Source organism: Paraplanobispora siamensis (assembly GCF_016863175.1).
GTDB classification, from domain to species: domain Bacteria; phylum Actinomycetota; class Actinomycetes; order Streptosporangiales; family Streptosporangiaceae; genus Planobispora; species Planobispora siamensis.
Genome location: NZ_BOOJ01000093.1, coordinates 1 through 21,025, shown reverse-complemented (window position 1 = coordinate 21,025; position 21,025 = coordinate 1). Strand labels below are relative to the sequence as shown.

The window sequence follows — 21,025 nt, the reverse complement described above, 5'->3', positions numbered from 1 at the left end:
CGGCTCCGTGCACCTGCGCGCCTGCTTCACCGGCGGCGCCGGGGGCGAAGACTGCACTGATGCGCTCACCCTCACCTTGGAACCCGCCTCCCCGGCCACCGCCAGCACCGCCACCGGTGGCGCGGTCACCGGCATCGACGGCACCTCCTACACCGGCGCCACCCCGCGACTGTATGCCGCGGCCACCGACGCCAACGGCGACACCGTCCGCCTGGATTTTGAGGTCTCCACGGCCACCGGCACGGTGCTGTGGACCGGCAGCGTTTCTGGCGTGAGCGCCGGCAAGCAGGGTGCGATCGAGGTCCCGGCCGGCACGCTCGCCGACGGCCAGGCCTGGCGCTGGCGCGCCCGCGGCTTTGACGGCATCGACTACGGCCCCTGGTCGGACGACAAGTCCTACACCGTCGACACCACCCGCACCTTCGCTACCACCGGTCCGGTGATGGAGGGCGCAACAGTCAAAGCCATCACCAAGGCTGGCGCACTGACAGCACCCCGAGGGGTGGCCGTAATCAGCCAGCACGCGTTCGTCGCCGACGCCAACCGCATCATGAAGATCGACACGGTCAGCGGGGAGGCTACCGTGCTGGCCGGATCGGCCTCCGTCATGAAATGTACCGACGCGACCAGCGGCGCCGACGCCCGCTTCTACTGGCCTCACCCCAGGGTTGTGGGCACCGACGGTACCCTCATCTACGTCTACGACGGCACCTGCGGGCTGCGCGCCGTCCACCCCGACACCGGCGCCACCACCACGGTGAAGGGAATCCCCACCGCCCCACCCGGCCCCGGCTACCCCCCCGGGACCAACCACCCCCAAGACGCCATCGTGGCCGGCGACATCCTCTACGGTATCTTCGACAACGACCTCTACCGGTACGACCGGACCGACGGCACCTGGTACATCGTGGCCACCGGCCTTCCCCCCGGGGCGAAGGCAGCTGATGACACCCACGTGTGGGTGGCGTCGAACGACGCCCTCTACCGCATCGACCTCGCCACCGGCATCACCACCACCGTCGCCTCCCTCACCCTGCCCTCCAGTCCGTCCGCGCTGCTGTCGGTCGGCGACTACCTCTACGCCGGCGTAGGCGAGTATTACTCGGGGGGGTCGCGCGCCCTGGTACGGATCAGCAAGCGCGACGGAACGCATCAGTTGATCGCCGGAACGACTGAAAGAGGCTTCCTCACCAACATCAGTGGCATCGCCAGCGACGGCGTCAAACTGTATGTAACCGACATCTACCATGACTCGCTGAACATCATCACCCCGGCCAGCCGCCGCTCCCTGGCTCCTGTCGCCACCGCTCCGGTGCTGGCGGCTGGTGCGGCCAGCGCGGTCACCGCCCCCGGCGCGCTGAGAGGGTCAGCCAACGGTGTGACCGTGATCGGCCAGCACGCGTTCGTCGCCGACCGCTTCATCGACGGCTCCACTTACCAGGCCGCCATCAGGAAGATCGACATAGGCAGCGGGGAGGTCTCCACCCTGGTCGAAGCGGTCCCGTTCGACGGCTGCCAGCACGTCGATGAGAACGCCAGGGTCGTGGGCACCGACGGTACCCTCATCTACGTCCTCGACGACTGCGGGCTGCGCGCCGTCCACCCCGTCACCGGCGCCATCAGCCGGGACCTCTTTGGGGGCAACCACGCACCCGACTCGGCCGTGGTGGCCGGCGACGCCCTTTACACCACTTACGACGGCTCCAGCACCATCCATCGTTTCGACCTGACTAACGGCACTGCCCGCGCCCTGACCACCAGCGTCCCCTACAGCTCTCTGCTGGCTGCCGACGACAGCCACGTGTGGCTGACCGCAGACAAGACCCTCTACCGCGTCGATGCCTCCACTGGCGCCTCCACCACCATCGCCTCCCTGGCCCTGCCCTCCGTTCCGTCCGCGCTGCTGTCGGTCGGCGACTACCTCTACGCCAATACCACCTACACCGATACCACCGACCCCGACGACCCGATCACTTATTTCCACCTGTATCGCATCAGCAAGACCAACGGTTTCGCCGCCTTGGTCTCCAGCAGTCCGTTGATCGGCGCGGTCAACGCGCTGGCCAGCGACGGCACCCTCCTGTATCTGGCCGAGGGCCCCGCCAAGCGGCTGCTGGCGATGGGCAAGGCCAAGCTGCCCACCGAGGCCGGTGGGCCGAGCCTGCCGGGGGAGACCGTCGGCGGCAACAACCCGGCCATCGGCGGCACCGATCCGTCCCAGACGCCTGCCTGTAACGCCTGCCACGGCGACCCGGTGCAAACCGACACCGGTGCGCTGCTGGAGCCGGTGACCGACCTGCGCCTCTCCGATCAGGCCCGCGCGCTGGAGATGGCGCGCACCTACAGCTCGGCCGCGGCCGGCATGCGCTCGGTGCTGGGCTATGGCTGGGCCTGGCCGTACGGCATGACCGTCACCGAGCCAGCCCCCGGCCAGGTGCTGGTCACCCAGGAAACGGCAGCATCGTCGCCTTCAGTCGCCAGGCCGACGGCAGCTACGCAGCCGCCCCGCGGGTGCAGGCCAGCCTAGTCAAAAACAGCGACGGGAGCTGGACCTTCACCCGCAAGCGCTGGCAGGTCATGACCTTCAATGCCGCCGGGAAGATCGTCAAGCAGTCCGATCGCAGCGGCCAGGCCCTGACGTATGCCTACACCAGCGCCGGGCAGCTGAGCACGGTCACCGGCGCCTCCGGGCGGGCCCTGCGCTTTGCCTACGACGAGGCCGGCTACCTGGCCAGCGTCGCCACCCCGTCCGGCGCCAAGGTCACCTATGAGCACAACGCCGCCGGTGACCTAACCGCCGTCACCGACCCGACCGGTGCCACCACCCGCTACAGCTACGACGAGCGACACCTGCTCACCAAGGCCACCAGCGCGCGCGGCGCGGTGACCGCCAACACCTACGACGCCGCAGGCCGGGTGATCAAGCAGGTCGACCCGACCGATCGGGTATGGACGTTCGCCTACGTCGACGGCCAGGCGCTGGGCTCCTCCACGGTCACCGTCACCGCCCCCGGCGGCGTCAAGACGGTGGAGTCCTACATCGATGGCCAGCTGCGCAGCCAGACCAAGGCGGCCGGCACCACCGACGAGGCCACCGTCGCCTACGCCTACGACCCGGCCACCTCCCAAGTCAGCGCGATCACCGATGCGCTGGGCCACACCACCCGCTACACCTACCTGCCCACCGGTGAGCGCGCCAGCATGACCGATGCCACCGGGCGCACCACCACCTGGCGCTACACCCCGAGCGGCGACCTGGCCGAGCTCATCGATGCGGCCGGTAACGCCACCACCTACACCTATGACGCGCGCGGCAACCGCACGAAGGTCACCAGCCCCGAAAGACGCAGCCAGACGTTTGCCTACAACGCCAACGGCACCCTGGCCTCAGCCACCACCGCCGCGGGCTACCACAGCACCTTTGCCTACAACGAGACCGGGGACCTGATCGCGGTTACCGGGCCCGGCGGGCAGAGCGTCACGCGCGCCTATGACGCCGACGGCCGCGTCACCGCGACCACCGACGCCAACCGCCAAACCACCACCTACACCCTGGATGAGCTGGGCCGCATCACCGCCACCACCGATCCGGAGGACAACACCACCGCCTTCGTCTACGACACCGACGGCCACCGCACCAAGCTCACCGACGCCGCCACGCACACCACCACGACCACCTTCAACCTGGCCGGGGAACTGGTGTCCCTCACCGATGCGGCCGGTAACCGCACCACCTCCACCTACACCGACGCCGCCCTGCCAGCCACTGTTACCGATGCGGCCGGCAATGTCACCCGCTACCGCTATGACCAGCGCGGCAACCGCATCGCGACCATCGACGCCCTGCAGCGCACCACCACGTATGCCTATGACGCGGCCAACCATCTGACCGCCATCACCCTGCCCTCGGGCGCCCGCACCACCACCGCCTACGATGCGGCCGGACGCCCCACCGCCAGCACGGACGCGCGCGGCAAGACCACCACCTACACCTACGATGCGGCCGGGCGCCTGGCCGCCACCACCGACCCGAACCAGCGCACCACCACCAACACCTACGACCGCGACGGTCTGCTGAGCGCGGTGACCGGCCCGGACGGCAAGGCGGAACGCTATGCCTACACCGCCGACGGCCAGCTGCTGAGCGTCACCGACGCCGATGGCGCCATCACCCGCTACACCTACGATGCGACCACCGGCAGAAAGACCAGCCGCACCCTGCCCGGCGGCGCCCTCACCCGCTACAGCTACGACGCGGCCGGCCGCGACCACATCACCACCGCCCCTGATGGCAGCACCAGCACCCGCACCTACACCGCCCGCGGCCTGCTGAAGGCCATCGACTACTCCGATGCCACCACCGCCGATGTCGCCTTCACCTACGACGCCCTCGGCCAGATGACGGCCATGACCGATGGCACCGGCACCACCCGCTACACCTACGATGCGCTGGGCCGGCGCACCCGCGCCATCAACGGCGCCGGCGCCGAGATCGGCTACCACTACACCGCCCTGGGCCAGCTGGAGGCCCTGACCTACCCCGACGGCAAAACCGTCACCTACACCTACGACGCCGCCGGGCAGATGACCGCCGCCACCGACTGGCACGAGCGCACCACCCGCTTTGCCTGGACCGCCGACGGCCAGCAGCGCAGCCGCACCACCCCCAACGGAGTGGTCGACGCCACCGCCTACAACGAGGTCGGCCAACCACTCGACATCACCATCACCCACGATGAGGCCACCCTCGGCCGCTACAGCTACACCTACGACGACGCCGGCCAGCTGACTGGCGATGCCACCCACGGCGGCGATGCCCGCAACTACACCTACAGCCCCACCCGCCAGCTGGCCGCGGTGGCCACCACGACCGGCACCAGCAGCTTCGCCGACGGCACCTACAGCACCACCGCCGCCGGCCTGCTGACCGGCCTGCCCGATGGCAGCACACTCAGCTACAACGACGCCCGCCAGCTGACCCGCCTGACCGACCCCGCCACCGGCACCACCGACTACACCTACGACCAGCGCGGCAACCGCGCCCGCGCCACCACCACCGGCACCGACCCGACCACCAAGACGACTGTCAGCTACCGCTACACCAGCGCCAACCACCTGAGCGGCGTCACCACCGCCGAGGGCACTGACATCAGCTACAGCGCTGATGCCACCGGCTTGCGGCAAAGCCGCACGGTAGGGGAGAACAGCCAGGCGTTCGTGTGGGCCAGCATCGGCGCCATGCCCCTGCTGCTGGACGACGGCCACCACAGCTACCTGTATGGGCCGAACCTGGCCCCATACGCCCAGATCAGCCGTGACGGCACGATCGAGTACCTGCACGCCGACAACCTCGGCTCCACCCGGCTGCTCACCAACGCCGACGGCGCCGTCGCCGGCACCCTCACCTACGACCCCTACGGCCAGCGCACCGCCCACACCGGCAGCGCCGACAGCCGCATCGGCTACACCGGCAACTGGACCGACCCGGCCACCGGCCTGATCTACCTGCGCGCCCGCGACTACGACCCGGCCACCGGCCAGTTCCTGACCATCGACCCGCTGGTCGATGCCACCGGCCAGCTGTATGCCTACGTCGGCAACAACCCCCTGCAGCTGACCGACCCCGCCGGCCTATGCGACACCTGCAACTGGTTCGAAAAGCTCCTGCTGATGGGCCCATCCACGCAGGACCTCACCACCGGTACCACCGGCGATGCGCTGGGCTTTTTCAACGGCGTCATCGACAACATCACCTTCGGCTTCACCGCCTACACCCGAGAAAAGATCAACCCCGGCTACGCCTGCACCACCACCGCCAACTCCTGGTACCGCAAGGGCGACACGACCGCCACGGCCGTCGGATTGATCAACCTCGCCCGCGCCGGAGCCACAATTGCCGTATCGGCAGCTAAGAACGCCGGACGGATCTGGGGGAATGTTAAGAACTGGTACAAGAAATTTGATTTCGCCGACGATACCGGTGCAATCAGGTTCGGCGGTGGAGGAAGTGCTCGAACAGCCCGGAATACAGTACCAGGTGGGGTAGAAAACCTCCGCAACGGCGCCTATATGGCAACAGACGATGCCCTGGACACGGCAGTAGAGTTCCTCGGTTCCGGGTATCGAGATATGGGAGGCGGCCGCTTCCTCAGCAAGGATGGCTTGAGGCAAGTTCGGATGACAGATGCCGACCTTGCTCATCGAAGGCAGGACCCCCACATTAATTTCGAGACTTACAATCACCCCATCGGCCCCGGGACGCGTAGTGGGCCGCCGGCAAGCAACATCCACATCTATCTACCAGAGGAGCCAGGATGGCATCTGCCGTAGACGCAAGTCAGGGCAAGGAGCCACATCGAATAGTTGTTAAGTTGGCGATCCAAGCCTACGCCCCTGAGCGAGGCATCGGAAGCTGGAACGAGAGCGATGCAATGCTTCGGGTGGAGATGTGGTCAACGCCTGAGCAGACAGCCGTAATATCTGGAAACCCGGCTGGCCTAACTTCTCTGGCTCGGCATCTTCTGACACTTGCTCAGAACGGAGTTCCTGACGGAAATCATTTCGATTTCGACACGTACTCTGGGTGGCTAGCGGAAGATTCAATAGCATTGCGCATAGAAGTCGAAAGATAGTAGTATGCCGTCCGGCACGCACCAACATTTTGAGTGCGTGCCGGACGGCATACTTGCAGCATGTCCTGCATGATAGGTGCTTCATGAGGCGTTTGTGGGCGCCAGTCAATGGGAGCGGATTGTCCCGACGGGCTTATGGGGGTCACACGGTCACCCCTACGCGACGCGGATCAAGGATTCCGGTTCGGCGGGCCAGGCGGTGGTCGTCGGCGGGGCGAAAATCAGCTTCGTGAGTGGTCAGGAGCTCATCGACAGCGGCTATGAGAAGGTACCGATGCAGGTGATCCCGAACCGGGTCTGGGCCGCGATGCCGACCCAGATCGCCGATGGCACGCGCATCGCGAAGGCCGGCGCCACGTCCGAGGCGGCGATCGTGGGCAGGGCCCGGATCGACTTCCATACCATGGCCGAGCTGCAGGCGGCCGGCTACGGCGGCAAGCTCCGGCAGGTCATCCCCGCTCGCGTGTGGAACGGCCTGACAACCGACATCGCCGACGGCACCTACGTCAAGTCGCCCGACGCGGCCGCGGTATGGCTGGTCAACGGCGGGCGTAGAACGGCGGCGAGCCAGTCCACCGGGGTGAAGGTGATCCCCACCCGCGTCCTGGATGCGATCCCTCTGGCCTGACGCTAGTCGCATGATGCGCCTGGCCTCCATGAGGCCAGGCGCATCGCTCCGCCCGCTCGTCGCACGTGCTTGGCGTTGCGATCTGCCCGCCGGTCAGGCCACGCGCGCGGGCGGGGCGCTCCAGGTGTTGCAGGCCGCCGGGGAGACCCGGTCGAACCCGCGCTGCAGCCAGGCCGCCCGGGTGTCCCCCTTGCCGTGGCCGCGCTCGAGGTCGAGGCCGTCATCGCCGCTGCCCTGGATGGAGTCCACCACCAGCTGCCAGTCCTCGGCCGTGTACTCCTGCGAATCCCAGACGCTGCTCAAAAACACCCCCGCCAAACACTCGGCCTGCAGCTCCAGACGGCGACTGTAGATCAGTGCGTGGGCCTTGCTGCGCACCGGCAGGCGCGCGTAGGTGCCCATGATGCCCGACAGGGTCTGCACATGGTGGGCGTACTCGTGGGCGAGTATCTCCAGCAGTACCGGGTTGGCCGGATCCTCGGCGATCTCCTCGTCGATCAAGATGGTCATCTGCCGCTGGCGGATGCAGTACACGCCCGCGGTGTGCTCGCCCCACTTGCTCCCGCACACGCGGGTCGGCTTGGTGATGAAGCGGACCTTCGGCTTGGCGAACGGCAGGCCGGCCTTTTTCAGCTGCGCCGCCCAGGAGGTGTTCAGGCAGCCCAGCATCGCGCTCAGGTGCGCCTTGACCGCGGCGCTGCTGCCGGAGTCTTGCGGCTGGCGGCCACAAGCCAAGGTCATCTCGCCACTGCGATACAGCGGATTGCGCTTCAGTGCCGCACTGCCGGTGGGCACCGGCCCGACAGCGGCGGCGGCCGTCTCCTGGGTGGTGCGCGTGCTGTGGGCTGCGGCTGCAGTGGTGCTGGCCAGCAGCACGCCGGCCAAGGTCAGGCCCAGCACGGTGATACGGGGGGTACGCATGACGCAAAACCCTACAGAAGGGGCGTAGCGGGCGGCAGGCACTTTTCCCGCAGGCCCTGCACCCCTGGCGTCCGGCTTGTCATGTCCGCATCGGCGCGCCCATCCGTCCACTGGTACCGACGCTCTGCGTGTCCAGACCGGCTGCTGTCTGCGCGCCGTAACGGCGACAGCGCCGTCAGCGGCCATCCTGGATCGGCATGCGGGTCAGGGCTTGAAGCGCCGCACGAAATCGGTGGTCTCCTGCTGGGTGAACCCCACCCCCGATATCTGGACGACTCCGTCGGTGATCGCCTCTGTGACCGTCGGAGCAGACTCGACCACCCCGTCCACGACCATGGCCAGCTGATCGCGGGGGAAAGGCTGGCCCGCCACCCGGCCGCTCAGCTCGCCGAACGCCGCGCCGTCGGCGGGGAGCAGGGTGATCACCACCACCCACTGACCGCTGTCGGGCAGCTTCTTCGCCCGCATCTGCCGGGCTTGCCTGACCGTCATCCCCTCACCCAGCCGGTAGCAGACCGATCCACCCTCAGTACTCAGGTCCGAGCTTGCGCAGGAGGGGCCGTCCTTGGCCTCCAGCACCGGCCGGAAGCTCAAAGGAGTGGCAAGCGTGAAGGGGGGCTCATCGGCCGCGCCGGGACGGTTCAGCACGGCGATCGCCACCCCCGCCCCCACCACGGCCGCGATGACCAGGATCGCGATGATCCATCGGGTTCGGCGCCGGGGCCGGGCAGGTGTTTCCTTCATCATCGCTCCATGGACGAGGCAGCTGGCGATCATCTGAGGACCATGAACGCTAGCCCCGCGCCGCGGTGCCGGGCGTCCCTCCCAAGGGTGATCGCGGCTCAGCTCGCCGGATGATGGACGGGCTGCGCGTCCAGCTCAGCGATGACGATGTCCGCGGCGATCCGGTGGAGGGTCCGGAGAGCATCAGCTCCGCCTTGGCGCTGATCGGACGCCTCACGCAAACCGACATCGGCGCCGACTGGTTTCTGGCCCGGCACTCGCGCCTCAGGGACTCCTCCTGGCGCCCACCCATGCCTTGAATGCAGGGATGGCCGGGAAAGGATCATCTTGATCTCCCCGCGTTCCGCGTAATTCGCTATGTCTAGAGCACGTATCTGTCCTATGACCTGCGGAAATACGCTTGTGTGTACTGCTGCGGCGTTTCTCTAGGAATAGAGAAACGCCCAGGTCAACGAGGTGCCCAAGCGTGCTGGCGAGCCAGCAATGAGGCGAAGCACGGCCAGTCAAACCATCTTGATCCAGGGAAAATTGACGACTCGCGAGCTGGGCGTGGCACCGGGGCCCTATCGTGGCACTCGGCTCGGCTCGCAAGAGGCTGTCGTCCAGCGTCCTGGTGGTCGCATCGGCAAGTCTGCTACCTGCGGAAATGCCAAGCCCTAGAGACGCGGCCTGTGGCGCTTGGAGGGCGAGGCCGCAGGTCAGCAGGCATGCCGATGCTCCAGAGGATCCGAATTACGCGGAACGCGGGCAAGAGAGTCGGTGGGCTTTGCCTCGCCGTGTAGACGCCGGGGCCGATGCGCCTGGTCCCGGCATCGGGCAAGATCGCTCCATGCGCCTGATCCGCAGCCCCCTCGCCCTGCTCTTCACCGGAGCCACCGGGCTCGCCTCGCTCCTGACGCTCTTCGAGGTGAGCACTCCCGGCCTGTCCTACTGGGCATTGGCACTGGCGCTGTACTGGTTGGCGCTCGCCATGACCTGGTCCGTGTTGCTTGCTCGACGCACGGGCCGACGGACGTGGCCGCCCTGGATGTTCGTCCCGCTCTTACTGGTGCTGGGCACCATGCTGCTGGTCACGGTCGACGCGCCCCTACACGCGCGCTTCGCGCTGTCGGAATCGAGCCTGGAGCGCTACGCCCGGTCGGTGCGCGACGACGAGGGCCGTGATCGGTGGCGGGGGCTGTACCAGGTGGGCTACACGGAGAAGATCCCGGGAGGAGCGCGGTTCATGGTCACCTCGCTCACGATGAACTGGAAGAGCTACGGCTTCGCCTACATCCCGGATCGGGTGCCGGGTCCGGACGAGGGCTGGTACGAGCATTTCAAGGGCCCTTGGTACATCTGGACCGATGGGCCCTGAACCCCACGACGCATGACCTCCCGGTTCCACGCCGACGTGTGCCGCGCGCAAAGCGCTGACAGTGCCTGAAAGCGCCGAACCGTCGGGAAACGATCAGTCGCATCACGGGAAGCGATCACCGCCGTCCCCGACTCGGAGCAGGCTACGCCTATTCGTGAACACCCCCTGCAGGAGTCGGCGCCAGGGCGGCCAGCAGGTTCGAATAGCCCAGCGGGCTGCCATCACCGTTGTCTTGCCACCACTGCTCAGGCTCAGCGGCCGTGGCGTCGGCAGCCGTGGGATCGCTTGCGGTGATGAGCTGACGGGTGAGCTCTTGCACCACGCCCCAGCCGGTGGGGATACCAGCGCCGGTGGAGACCCCGGAGCCGAGCAGCAAAGCATAGACCCCTGGCTGGGCATGCATGCCGGTGGCGAGCATCACCGCTGGTTGAAGGGCGTTGCCGGGCCTCACCGATGCTGTCACCTTCCGACGATAACCACCGTGATCTGCTCACCCGCCAAGGAGCGTGCTCAGAAAAAGCCGTGTCGCGTTGCTGCTTTTCTGCACTCTCGCGGCGCATCCGCAGCGCAGCCGGGCTCGGGGCTACTGGCAGATACTGGTCGGTCAGCAGTTGCAGCACGAGCATCGCCTGAAGCTGCGCCTGCTCGGCTGCGTTTTGCGTGATCAACGGTGACCCGCCGCGCTCATGCGCCGTACGATGCCGCGCCCGACGTTGCCCGTCGCCCCCGTGACCAGGATCATGCCGCCTCCAGCCCGCTGGTCTGGGCGAGCCAGGTTTTGAGCGTGAGCAGGCCAGGGTGCTGCTTGCGCAGGGCCGGGATGTCGGCGTCGTATCCGGACTCTCCTAACCAGAACAGCATTCGCGCCTCTTTGCCCATCGCCCGCAGCAGCACCCTTGGAACGCGCGCATAGCGACCCGGCCTGCCCGCTGCCTTGAGTGTGGCGGCGATGTCCGGCACGGTGAGCTGGTCTCCGGCCAGCTCCAGCACCTGACCGGTGTACGTGCCCGGCTGCTCAAACGCGAGTTGGGCAAAGACGCCGATGTCCCGTACTGCGACCATCTGCAGGGATTTGCGCGGCCCGAGCGCGGCGGCCATCATGCCGAGCCCGACGGAGGCACCGCGCATGGTGAACACGTCCATGAACGTGGTCGGGCGTAGCACGGTCGCGGGCAGTCCGGCGGCCCGCAGGTGTTGCTCGATCTCCCACTTAGTGTCGAAGTGCGGGATACCGCGCACACGTTCGACCCCGCCCACCGAGGCGTAGACGAAATGCTCGACGCCTGCGGCCCTGGCCGCGTCGACCAGCGTGATGCCCTGCCGGACCTCCCCCGTCAGCCCGGCGGTCCGGGAATTTTGTACCCCGAAGACGCCGTAGGCGCCCTTCAGTGTCTGCTTCAGCGACTCCTTGTCCGCCATATCTCCGGCGACGACCTCCACGCCCCGCGCCGCCAGAGCCTTGCCGGGGGCGCCCGCCGGATCTCGGGTCAGCGCCCGCACCCGCCACTGGTCCGAGTGTTCAAGCAGCGCGTCCACGACGGCACCGCCCTGGTTGCCGGTCGCCCCGGCGACGAGGATCAGCGGCCTGTCCATAACGTTCCTCTCGTAGAATCGACATTACTGAACCCTTAGATAGTTACCTAGTTCAGTATATGGCTGACAGTGTGGAAAGGAACGCGCTCGAATGTCAAGTGCAGCGACGGAACTGGGTGAATTGCTGGTGGCCGCGCACAGGGCTTTTGCACAGCAGGGAAGAGCCCGGTTCGGCGAGCACGGGCTCTGGCCAGCCCAGGTCCGCCTGCTGACCACTCTTCATCACCGCCCGGGAAGCCGTATGCGGGATCTAGCGGACATGCTCGGCGTCAGCGGACGGGCGATCACCCCATTGGTGGACGCGCTGGAATCCGACGGCCTGATCACCAGGAGGCCGGACCCCGGCGACCGGCGGGCCTTCCGACTCACGCTCACCGACGCCGGGCTGAGCGCGATCGACCAGATCGCCGACCTGCAACAGCAGATCAGCGAGGACATCTTCAGCGGCATGTCCGCCGAGGACCAGCGCGACCTGGCCCGCCTGCTCCGCGCCTTCCTCGACACGACCCATGGGTCTGGATGTACTCCAGCTTGATGGCCCTCCACTCGGGGCAGATGTACTTTCGAGATTACGAGCAGCACGGCGTCACAGGAGCCCGGATCCGCTTCCGAGATTACGAAGCGCGGTCCGGGCGCTCGCCCCGCCCGGCTCTCTGCCCTGCCTCCAGGCAACAGCGGACGAAGTCCTGGATCACGGGGTCGGCGTCGGCCGCCACGGGCCAGGCGATGCCGACCTGACTGGGACTGACACCGGTGACCGGCCGATAGATGACACCGGGACGGGCGTAGAACCGCGCCGCGGACTCGGGAGCGAGGGCGACGCCGTACCCGTTGGCGATAGCCTGAAGCCAGTCGTCGGGGTGTTCGACACTCACGCTGATGCGTGGAGGGTGGCCCTCGCGCTCGTCGGCGGCCAGCCAGTAGTCACGCCACCAGCCCGTCTCGGACGGGGCGGCGACGAACGGCTCGTCCCACAGATCCCGGAAGGGAATCCGATCATGTGTCCCGAGGGGGTGGGTGGTCGGCAGCGCCACCTACCGTGGCTCGGTGAGCAAGACTTCCACCCGGAAGGTCTCCTGGCCGGGGAATGGCAACCGCAGCAGCGCGGCGTCAACCTTCCCATCAGCCAACCCGGCGGAGGGCTCAGACCATGTCGCCTGCCGCGTGTTCACCCGCCAGCCTGGGCGGATACGGCCGAATTTGGCGATGATGTCCTGGGTCGCCTCATTGGCGGCGTCCGGCCCCGAACAAACCCGACACCTACGCTTCAGCCGCCCCAGGGCGTTGGGCGGCCGGAAAGCCACTCACTACGGTTGACACTGGCTGCGGCGGGGCCACGAGGAGTGCGACGCGGACGGCTTTTCCCGCCGGCGTGAAACCGTGCCCGCACCCTGCGCGCCCGGGCAGGCCGGAAGCCTGGAACCACCAGAGCCCAGCTCCGACGGTCGGCTGGAAAACCCGCCCGCACAGCACGGCCATGACTCAACAGGCCAACGCGTCCCGGACCCGGGGTACTGCAAGATCTCGTTTCGGGTCAAAGGCTCACAGCTGGCCGGGCGGGGACGTGCCGGTGATGATGGCCTGGACCCCGTGTTCGAAGTTCGCATCCCCGCCCGCGGACGAGCCCTGCTCCATCGCCACGGCCATCGCCGCCACCAGCGGTGCCTCGGTGTCGCCGCCCAGGATCGCGATGAGTGGCCCGAGCGGGGCGCCGCCCACCGGAGGCGCGGCCTGTTCCCGCGGGGCCTGCTGCTGAAGGGCCTGTTCCTGCAGGACGGCGCCCAGGGTGTAGTGGCTCAATGTGGTGATCGTGCGCAGCGCCAGCGCGGGGGTGAAACCGTGTACGAGCATCGCCGTCACCTCCGCGTTGAGGTTCCTGACCACCTCGGGGCCCAGGTCGGTGGCGGTGGCGAGGAGGCGGGCGCCGTCGCGGTGGGCCAGCAGGGCCCGGCGGTAGGCGCGGGCGCGGCGGGCCAGCCAGGACTGCCAGGGTTCGTCTTGGTGCGGGGGCCCCATCCCGGCCGACAGCACCACGGCGCTCGCCATGCCGTTGAGCAGTTCCTGCTTGGTGCGGAAATGCCAGTACAGGGCCGGGGACTGCACGCCGAGTTGCACGGCCAGGCGGCGGACCGTCAGGCCCTCCAGTCCGACTTCGTCCAGCAGGCGTAGCGCCGTGTCGATGATGATCTGCCGGGTCAGCCCCGGTCGCGCGTTCTTGCTCATTGACCCACCAGCTTAGCAACGCTAAGTTCTCCTTATCATTGCTAAGGAGAGAACATGATCATTGCGGCGTCCGCGGACGGCGTGCAGGTTCACGGGGCGGACGAGGGCGAAGGACCGGCCGTCATGGTGCTGCACGGAGGACTCGACGACGGCTCACAGTGGAAGAAGGTCGCCGACCGCCTTGCACCCCGGCTGCGAATCGTGCGCCTGCACCGCCGCCAGTACCGGCTGGACCTGACGACGCCGAACACGATCGCCCAGGAGGTCGAGGACGTGCGAGCCGTCGTGACCGCACTCGGCGGCGGGCCGGTGCTGCTCGTCGGACACTCCTCCGGTGGCGTAGTCGCCCTGGAGGCCGCGCTCGCCCTGCCCGGGGCCTTCAGCGGCCTGGTCCTTTACGAGCCGCCCGTCGCGGTCGAATCGATTCTGGGCGGCCCTGCGGCCGCGGCGGCCCGGGACGCGCTGGCGCGCGGGCGCCGGGGAAAGGCGCTGGAGATCTTCATGCGGGACGTCGTGCGGCTGCCGCCGTGGAAGGCATGGCTCGTCGGAGCGTTCACGTGCGTCCATCCGACGCTGCGGGCCTTCGTGCCCGGCCAGATCCACGACCTGCTGGCCTTGGACCGGCTGGGCCTACGCCTGGACGCCTACCGGGCCATCGGGATGCCCGCCGCACTGCTGGGTGGTGAGACCAGCCCCGCACACCTGGGCGCACGACTCGACGCGCTGGCCCAGACGCTGCCCGTGACCGAGCGTGTGACGCTGCCCCGGCAGGGTCACGGCGCTCACATGAGTGCCCCCGGCCAGGTGGCCCGGATCATCGAAGAGCAGCAGCGCAAGGTCTCTCCCTGAGAGCCTGCCGACAACGGCTTAAGACGGCGGCCTAGATGGTGAGCTTGAGGTAGCGCTTGTAGCAGGTAATGGCCGCGACCAGGGGTGAGAAAAGCCAGGTAGACATCGGAATGTCGCTCGTAGCGAGGTGACAGGCGCCGATAGCCCAACAGCCAGGCGATCGTGCATTCGGATCCCAGTTCATCAGCGGCCGCAGCGTCGCCACCTGGTGCTCGAACTGCTCGGCGGGCAGGTCGCGGTTGGAGTGCGCCGTTACCAGGACGTCGAAGGCCTCCATACGAGCTGTTGTAGGACGCCCGTACCGGCATGCGCATCCGTGGCCGACCATCTCGAGGTGATTCGGCCATCAGGGCCAAGGCGGCCTGCAGGCAGGCCTGCCGGGGATCGCGCTGCCTGATGACCTGTTCGGCGATGTGGCGTTGGAAGGCGGCCAGGCCGCCGGCCGCGCCGGTGCGCAGCCCAGCACCGGCCTGGCCGGCTTCGATGGCCTGGGCCAGCGGCGCCTCCACGCGCACCCCGGCCAGCGGGACCGGGCGACGGTCATAGCCGGTGATCTACCGCGCCTGATCCGCGTCCCGGCTCCTGGGCCTGACCCGGGCCCCTCACCCACCTGCCCGTTCGCGCTAGGAGCGGGAGCCCTGGCCGCCCCGTCCGTAGACGGGGCTCTTGCTGCGGGCGGGCCCTTGGGCGGGGTCGTTGGGGTATCACCACGTCCACGCGGTCGCAGAGCAGGCCGCCGAGGTCAGTCGATGTCAGTGCCCGGCCGCGCGCTCGCGTTCGTATGCGGCGTTGATGCGCAGTGCTTCGGCCAGCTGGTCTTCCAAGATGATGATCCGGCAGGCGGCTTCCACCGGGGTGCCCTGGTCGACGAGTTCCCGGGCGCGCGCGGCCAGGCGCAGCTGGTAGCGGGAGTAGCGGCGGTGCCCGCCGCTGGAGCGTTTGGGCTCGATCAGGCCGGCGGCGCCCAGGGCCCGCAGGAATGTGGCGGTGACGCCGAGCATCTCGGCGGCCGTGCCCATGTTGTAGGCGGGGTAGTCCTCATCCTCCAACCGGTCTTCGGCCGTGAGCCCGGCCGTATCGGTACTCCTGCCGTGAGCGGGCATGTCACCCTCCGGCGCCGAGCGAGGTTGATCCATATATTCCTTTCTCATCACGTGCACAGGGGGCCCCGGCGCCTGGTGCGCCGGGGCCCCGAAGAGTTCAACACCATCGACCGGCCCACCGGGCCGGCTTACTGTTTCCGCAACCGCCGTACTGGGCGACGGTGATGCGCGGATCGCGGATGCGTGACCGTAGACCACCTTCCCATCTGTGGAACTGCGGTACCCGAGCGGCGCAACTCAGCCGGCAACGGGCGATCCTGATGGCGTCAACACTCCCTTCATCTCGTGCAGACCACTGGTCTGCCTTCATCTGTGGCAGCGCGTCCACGCTCTGGGCCCCTTACTGCTGCGTTGGCCCGTCACGTCCGACCTTCTGCCGTCGAGCTTCCCTATCAACCTGCGTCGGGCAGTTCGTCGTAATGCCGGTAACCACTTGTGCTGCCCGATGAATCCGTTCCTTGTGACATCAGAAACTCTAGTACTCATAGCGGCGAATGTCTACTACGGCGAAGACAGATTTTCGTCACGGAGTGCAGCAGCTTTCCGGCCCGCCCGTCCCCGGTGGAGCAGCCCGGGGCGATGCCGAGCTGTCCGAAGCGCTGAGGGCTTCTGCAAGGCCGCCCGGGGGGCCGGCCTCCGGCGATCGATGATGACCAGCTCGCCATCGCCCGCGCCCAGCGGGCGTGGGGGAGACGGTCTTGGCGATCGCCAAGGCGATCGGGGTGGGCCGCTCCACGCTGTATCGCGCCCGGGAAAACATCCCGGCCCCCCTGGCCACGGCGTCGAGCCCGCGGCCCGCAGGCGCGGCCGATCCGTCAGCCGGGCAGAACGGAGCGGCGCGATGACCACCATCCTGGTGCCCGATCTCGGCGGCGACATCACGGCCGTCATGGTCGAGCTGGAAGAACTGCTGCTGACGTACGCGGCCTGGGAGAGTGCGGGCGAGGTTGATCCCGGCGAACTCCCCTTCCCGCTCCGCGTCGGCGTTGCCTTGGCCGCGCTGCGAAGGGTCTGGGATGCTGTAAGCCCCCACCCAGGGCGAGCGCGCCACCGCCGCCGGATGGACCGCTCGCCTGCTGGCCCCGCGCGGCCGCTGCGAGCACGTGCCGGTGCGCCTCGTCGAGGCCGGGACGGCCGATGTGGCGGTGCTGGCCGCGGCGGCCACCGCGGCTTTGTTCATGAGTTCCGGCACCAGATGTCGCTGAGTTTCAGCACCAGCGGAGTCTCACCGATCTCAATGTTCGTGAGTTTGGGCGCCACCCCTCGATGGAGGCGGGATACCTCTGTCGTCGGCCAACGCATCGTTCACGCACGGTGACGGAGGCCGGTGGCGGGATGAGCCTTGGCTGCGGCAGATCCGCATGGGTCAGAATGTGCCGATGACGATCTCCGCTGACGACTCCGGTCCGGTCCGGATTGTGACGGCCGTTCTTCGCGACGGCGATCGGGTGTTGCTGTGTCATCGAAGCGCCGGACGCCGGTGGTATCCCGACGTGTGGGACCTGCCGGGCGGTCATGTTGAGGAGGGAGAGGATCCGAAAGAGAGCCTTGTCCGCGAGCTTCGGGAGGAGCTGGGAATCATGGCATCGGAGCCGTCCGGCCCGCCGATGCAGGAGATCCAGACCGCGACGTTCGACATGCAGATCTGGTTGCTCGACAGGTGGACCGGAACACCCGTCAACGCCGCGCCAGACGAGCACGACACTGTGGCATGGTTCGCCAGGTCCGACCTTGACCGCCTGCGTCTGGCCCATGAGTCGTATCTCTCGATGCTCACCGCTGTGCTCGTCACGTGACGTCGCTCCGGAAGCCAGGGGCGCGCTCATCGGCAGATCCCGCACTCGCGCCCGGCTCGGTTCATGATTGATTGCACAGAAGGTGAACGGGGCTCCGGAGCTAGCACCGGCGCTACCGGCGGGCAAGATCCACAAGTGGTGCCGGTTCTCACGGACATCTCGGTACGCGGCGCCGGCAACGTGGTGCCGAAAGCCGCGAGGCGGATGCCAGTGATCTTCGCAACACGGGGTCATTCGACTGTTGCGACGCGCTTAGCGAAGAGCTCGGCGGGGGTCTGCCAGCTGAGGATCTTGCGGGGGCGGCTGTTGAGTTGGGCGGCGACCTCATCGAACTGACCGGCGGTGCGGCGGGCCTCGGCCACCCCAGCGGCTGCATCCGCTGGGGAGAATTGATCGCAGGCAGAGACTGTCGCAACAACCCGGAAGGCGGTCGTGGCAAGCGCGCTACGCAGTAGGAGTCGCCACCTGTCGCCCACGACAGGAAAGTCAGGAGCAGGGGGCCCGGCCGCTGGCCGGCTCGTCATCGAACTCCAGCCGGCTGATCAGGGTGCGGGCAACGATGGCCCACCGTGCATCACTCGGCTGCTCGCCCGGCGGCAGGCAGAAGATGCACTGCCATACCCAGCCGCGTGGCGGGGTGATGCGGGCGGCCAGGCGGTGGTTATCCAGGGCGCAGCCGAGCTGGCGGATGCGCTGGTGGTGGGCCGGGGTGTTCAGCCAGGTGCCGGTCGGCGATCTCCAGTTGCTCATCGGTGGCGATCATGTGCTGGTTGCGGTGAGGGTGCCGGTGGCCGGGCCCGAGCAGGTAGCCGACCAGGCCCTGCTCGATGCGTATTTTTGCCTACACCTGGACGTGGAATCCAGATGTACTTTTCCGGTACTTGGGAGCCCGATCATTCGCTAAAGCAGGGATTCATTCACAATGGACAACACCTTCTACCGAAAGCGCGCCACCCTGCCGGGCCGCACTCGTGCCGGCAGGACGCTGACGGCTACGGCACTTCTCCTGGCCGGTACGGCCGCCTTCGCGGCGGCTCCGCTCAGGCCGCTGCTCCTCCCACCTGCGCGGGTATTCTGCCCATGCAGGCACAGAACAGGGACATGGCTCGAGGGATCGAGCCTGGCGTGGTCACCAGGGACTCGTCCGGTCTCAGCGCGGCCGAAAGATGGCGCTTCTTCCCGATCAAGCCGGGCGTCTACGCGCTCATCAGTAACCTGCTCAATCCCTCCGGCTTCGCCGTGGTCGCGCGCGTGACCACCACCGACCAGGGAACCAAGATCACGACGACACCCATCACCGGCATGCAGGATCCTCGAGAGCACTGGAAGCGGGAAGAGCTCCCCGGCCAGGGCGTCACCTACACCAACGTATTCAGCGGCAAGCGGCTGACTTACCGACCGCTGGGCGGGCTGGATTTCGAGCAGTGGTCCATCGGCACCTTCAACGAGGGTCAGTTCTTCAAGGAAGTGCCCATGACATGCCTGGACAATACGCCAGAGGGATAGCACACAGGCGGAAGGCTCAGAGCAGAGATGAAGGCACTCCTTTGAACAGAGAAAACGCGCTGTGGTCGATTCTGAGAGGCGCCCTGCGGCCTTCGGGCACCCGTGATCGGCGATACAGCAAGCGCTGCGGCACGGCAGCAGGCGAGGGGTGGTCATCTGCTCCTTGAGCAGGTTGCGTGATCAGCTGCGGCGGGCCGGAGCGCTGGCCGGCCCTGTCACGAGCGCGACCGACACCTCCGGCACACTGGTGCCCGCCTCAGCCGTCGCCGGGGGTGGCGGGCCTGAGCCGGGCGGCGGGGTGGGGGAGCGCGCATACAGCTGCGCGCCGGCGCTGACGATCTCCCACCGGCCACTGGCGGCATCGCGCTGCCAGCGCACGCCGTGGTGGGTGCTCAGCAGGCGGCGTATGCGAGATGCGGCCGCGACCTCCATGGCCTCCAGGTGGCCGTGCAGGCACGGGCGGGGCGGCCGATCAGGCAGTGCCGGGGTGTGGTGGTAGACGATGAGCCAGCCCATCACCCCGGCGCGCCGGGCGCGGCCCAGCAGATGCTTTTCCAGCCGGCTGAGGCTGTGGGTGAGAGCCTGCATCACCAGCGCGGTGATGGAGGCGGCCACCTCGGGCGCGGCCAGCGCGTGCAGGGTACTGAGGCTGGCCGGGGCGGCTAAAGTGATCTCATAGCCGCGGTTGCGCGGTGCTCCAGTCTCCGCGAGCAGGCGGCGGCCGGTGTGCGGATGACGAGCGGCCATCAGCGCGGCGGCCGCCGGGTACTGCGCGGCACTCAAGCCGGTGCCCGCGCTCAGCCCGACCGCCGGCAAAGCCGAGCCGATCCACCGCAGTCCCGTCGGCACCTGCTCACTGCGGCCGGCATCGGCGGCTGTCGCGGGCGGGTGCCACAGGGGGTGCGGAAGACCGGTGATGGCGTGGCGGCGATCGCAGACGGTGCTCTCTCGTAGCCGGTAGTGCACCTGTGCCGGTGAGGGTCCAAGGTCGGTGATCCAGGGCCATGACGGTCCTGCTTCAGAAAAAGGGGAAGAAACGATCGCATCCGGGCGCCAGTTCTACGGTGATCGCAAGAGGGCGTGCCAGCAGAGATTACAGCGCCCTTTTCTCTTCATCAAGGTCGGTGTCACATAACGGGGAATGAACCGGCGCGTGTGACACATGAGCAACCCAGCCGCGGATGGCCACCACGTTGCGGCTTTCAGCTGATCAGCCCGCTACCGTCGACACCACGAAGCCCTGCAGATCATCTGCTGATCGGTTCCTAGGCTTCGCCCCACCCATGGAGCAGGACGAAGCCAGCAAGTACCACCGTCTCCTCAAAATGGTCCAGCAGCCGGTTCTTACGACATTTCCTGTGCGATCAGGCTGCACGCCCCCTGCCCGTCGCCGCAGTGAAGTCGTCCGGCACCTGCGTGGGTTTGGGATCGAAGGTGACATCAGGACGCGGAGAGACCGGTCCTGTCGTGGGGCGCGGCGTGGGCGAAGCAGTGGGCGAGATGCTCGGGCGTGGTGTCGGCGAACTGGTGGGCGAAGCCGTGGGTGAGGCAGTGGGGGAGCACCTGGGCGGATCGGTCGGGCTGGCCGTCGGCAAAGGCGTGGCCAGGCACGTCGGATAGGGCGTGGGAGTGACCGTGGGCGAGGTGGTCGGGCGTGGTGTCGGCGAACTGGT

General features: G+C 67.8%; 23 protein-coding genes and 1 pseudogene. 13 read left to right on the top strand and 11 right to left on the bottom strand.

What is annotated here, in order from left to right; translation table 11 throughout:
- From Psi01_RS41325 to Psi01_RS41315, 4 genes are all read left to right on the top strand, one after another.
- The coding region (locus Psi01_RS41325) for a DUF6531 domain-containing protein (protein WP_204069667.1) at nucleotides 1–2,527 on the top strand (2,527 nt) is incomplete at its 5' end.
- Complete coding sequence (locus Psi01_RS44330) at nucleotides 2,512–6,330, top strand: RHS repeat-associated core domain-containing protein (protein ID WP_204069666.1); 3,819 nt, start codon at nucleotides 2,512–2,514, stop codon at nucleotides 6,328–6,330. The genes Psi01_RS41325 and Psi01_RS44330, both read left to right, overlap by 16 nt.
- Nucleotides 6,315–6,632 (top strand): Imm32 family immunity protein, encoded by a 318-nt coding sequence (locus tag Psi01_RS44750; protein WP_444980735.1) that lies wholly within the window; start codon nucleotides 6,315–6,317, stop codon nucleotides 6,630–6,632. Before Psi01_RS44330 ends, Psi01_RS44750 begins: the two co-directional genes overlap by 16 nt.
- A 94-nt stretch (nucleotides 6,633–6,726) precedes the next feature.
- The gene (locus tag Psi01_RS41315) at nucleotides 6,727–7,260 is read left to right on the top strand and encodes a hypothetical protein (protein ID WP_204069665.1); all 534 of its coding nucleotides are present in this window, start codon (nucleotides 6,727–6,729) and stop codon (nucleotides 7,258–7,260) included.
- 93 nt (nucleotides 7,261–7,353) lie between these two features.
- On the opposite strand, the gene Psi01_RS41310 is transcribed toward Psi01_RS41315, so the two are convergent.
- A complete protein-coding gene (locus Psi01_RS41310) occupies nucleotides 7,354–8,181 on the bottom strand; it encodes a neutral zinc metallopeptidase (protein WP_204069664.1) in 828 nt (275 codons plus the stop codon).
- 204 nt (nucleotides 8,182–8,385) lie between these two features.
- The gene (locus tag Psi01_RS41305) at nucleotides 8,386–8,925 is read right to left on the bottom strand and encodes a SecDF P1 head subdomain-containing protein (protein WP_204069663.1); all 540 of its coding nucleotides are present in this window, start codon (nucleotides 8,923–8,925) and stop codon (nucleotides 8,386–8,388) included.
- A 110-nt stretch (nucleotides 8,926–9,035) separates the two neighbouring features.
- Between Psi01_RS41305 and Psi01_RS41300 the strand changes: the two genes are divergently transcribed.
- Together Psi01_RS41300 and Psi01_RS41295 are read left to right on the top strand one after the other, a co-directional pair.
- A complete protein-coding gene (locus tag Psi01_RS41300; protein WP_204069662.1) occupies nucleotides 9,036–9,224 on the top strand; it encodes a hypothetical protein in 189 nt (62 codons plus the stop codon).
- 530 nt (nucleotides 9,225–9,754) lie between these two features.
- Nucleotides 9,755–10,282 carry a hypothetical protein gene (locus Psi01_RS41295; RefSeq protein WP_204069661.1) on the top strand — a complete coding sequence of 176 codons (528 nt, stop codon included), beginning with the start codon at nucleotides 9,755–9,757 and terminating at the stop codon, nucleotides 10,280–10,282.
- A gap of 148 nt (nucleotides 10,283–10,430) precedes the next feature.
- On the opposite strand, the gene Psi01_RS41290 is transcribed toward Psi01_RS41295, so the two are convergent.
- A complete protein-coding gene (locus Psi01_RS41290) occupies nucleotides 10,431–10,745 on the bottom strand; it encodes a hypothetical protein (RefSeq protein ID WP_204069660.1) in 315 nt (104 codons plus the stop codon).
- Nucleotides 10,746–10,788: 43 nt separating this feature from the next.
- On the opposite strand from Psi01_RS41290, the gene Psi01_RS41285 reads away from it, so the two are divergent.
- Nucleotides 10,789–10,956, top strand: a complete 168-nt coding sequence (locus Psi01_RS41285) for a hypothetical protein (protein ID WP_204069659.1) — start codon at nucleotides 10,789–10,791, stop codon at nucleotides 10,954–10,956.
- 64 nt (nucleotides 10,957–11,020) lie between these two features.
- Here Psi01_RS41285 and Psi01_RS41280 read toward each other — a convergent pair whose 3' ends face one another.
- Nucleotides 11,021–11,875 (bottom strand): NmrA/HSCARG family protein, encoded by an 855-nt coding sequence (locus tag Psi01_RS41280; RefSeq protein ID WP_204069658.1) that lies wholly within the window; start codon nucleotides 11,873–11,875, stop codon nucleotides 11,021–11,023.
- Nucleotides 11,876–11,966: 91 nt separating this feature from the next.
- On the opposite strand from Psi01_RS41280, the gene Psi01_RS41275 reads away from it, so the two are divergent.
- Nucleotides 11,967–12,410 (top strand): MarR family winged helix-turn-helix transcriptional regulator, encoded by a 444-nt coding sequence (locus Psi01_RS41275; protein ID WP_204069657.1) that lies wholly within the window; start codon nucleotides 11,967–11,969, stop codon nucleotides 12,408–12,410.
- 79 nt (nucleotides 12,411–12,489) lie between these two features.
- On the opposite strand, the pseudogene Psi01_RS41270 reads toward Psi01_RS41275, so the two are convergent.
- Together Psi01_RS41270 and Psi01_RS41265 are read right to left on the bottom strand one after the other, a co-directional pair.
- Nucleotides 12,490–13,179, bottom strand: a pseudogene (locus tag Psi01_RS41270) (LysR family substrate-binding domain-containing protein).
- A gap of 238 nt (nucleotides 13,180–13,417) precedes the next feature.
- The gene (locus Psi01_RS41265; protein WP_204069656.1) at nucleotides 13,418–14,098 is read right to left on the bottom strand and encodes a TetR/AcrR family transcriptional regulator C-terminal domain-containing protein; all 681 of its coding nucleotides are present in this window, start codon (nucleotides 14,096–14,098) and stop codon (nucleotides 13,418–13,420) included.
- A gap of 54 nt (nucleotides 14,099–14,152) precedes the next feature.
- Here Psi01_RS41265 and Psi01_RS41260 point away from each other — a divergent pair, with 54 nt between their 5' ends.
- Entirely contained in the window at nucleotides 14,153–14,947 is a 795-nt protein-coding gene (locus Psi01_RS41260; protein WP_204069655.1) for an alpha/beta fold hydrolase, read from the top strand.
- A gap of 31 nt (nucleotides 14,948–14,978) precedes the next feature.
- Here Psi01_RS41260 and Psi01_RS41255 read toward each other — a convergent pair whose 3' ends face one another.
- Nucleotides 14,979–15,224 (bottom strand): hypothetical protein, encoded by a 246-nt coding sequence (locus Psi01_RS41255; protein ID WP_204069654.1) that lies wholly within the window; start codon nucleotides 15,222–15,224, stop codon nucleotides 14,979–14,981.
- Nucleotides 15,225–15,699: 475 nt separating this feature from the next.
- The gene (locus tag Psi01_RS41250) at nucleotides 15,700–16,050 is read right to left on the bottom strand and encodes a helix-turn-helix domain-containing protein (protein WP_373872549.1); all 351 of its coding nucleotides are present in this window, start codon (nucleotides 16,048–16,050) and stop codon (nucleotides 15,700–15,702) included.
- A gap of 698 nt (nucleotides 16,051–16,748) precedes the next feature.
- Between Psi01_RS41250 and Psi01_RS41245 the strand changes: the two genes are divergently transcribed.
- From Psi01_RS41245 to Psi01_RS41235, 3 genes are all read left to right on the top strand, one after another.
- Entirely contained in the window at nucleotides 16,749–16,895 is a 147-nt protein-coding gene (locus Psi01_RS41245) for a hypothetical protein (protein WP_204069653.1), read from the top strand.
- The gene (locus tag Psi01_RS41240; RefSeq protein WP_204069652.1) at nucleotides 16,892–17,368 is read left to right on the top strand and encodes a hypothetical protein; all 477 of its coding nucleotides are present in this window, start codon (nucleotides 16,892–16,894) and stop codon (nucleotides 17,366–17,368) included. Before Psi01_RS41245 ends, Psi01_RS41240 begins: the two co-directional genes overlap by 4 nt.
- Nucleotides 17,369–17,429: 61 nt before the next feature.
- Entirely contained in the window at nucleotides 17,430–17,846 is a 417-nt protein-coding gene (locus tag Psi01_RS41235; RefSeq protein ID WP_204069651.1) for an NUDIX domain-containing protein, read from the top strand.
- 486 nt (nucleotides 17,847–18,332) lie between these two features.
- Here Psi01_RS41235 and Psi01_RS41230 read toward each other — a convergent pair whose 3' ends face one another.
- Nucleotides 18,333–18,596, bottom strand: coding sequence for a hypothetical protein (locus Psi01_RS41230; protein WP_204069650.1), 264 nt, complete (start codon nucleotides 18,594–18,596; stop codon nucleotides 18,333–18,335).
- Between the two features lie 330 nt (nucleotides 18,597–18,926).
- On the opposite strand from Psi01_RS41230, the gene Psi01_RS41225 reads away from it, so the two are divergent.
- Entirely contained in the window at nucleotides 18,927–19,352 is a 426-nt protein-coding gene (locus Psi01_RS41225; protein ID WP_204069649.1) for an RICIN domain-containing protein, read from the top strand.
- Nucleotides 19,353–19,532: 180 nt separating this feature from the next.
- On the opposite strand, the gene Psi01_RS41220 is transcribed toward Psi01_RS41225, so the two are convergent.
- Together Psi01_RS41220 and Psi01_RS44325 are read right to left on the bottom strand one after the other, a co-directional pair.
- Nucleotides 19,533–20,201 carry a relaxase domain-containing protein gene (locus tag Psi01_RS41220; RefSeq protein ID WP_204069648.1) on the bottom strand — a complete coding sequence of 223 codons (669 nt, stop codon included), beginning with the start codon at nucleotides 20,199–20,201 and terminating at the stop codon, nucleotides 19,533–19,535.
- A 591-nt stretch (nucleotides 20,202–20,792) separates the two neighbouring features.
- Nucleotides 20,793–21,025 (bottom strand): hypothetical protein (locus Psi01_RS44325; protein ID WP_204069647.1); only part of this gene is annotated, 233 nt, incomplete at its 5' end.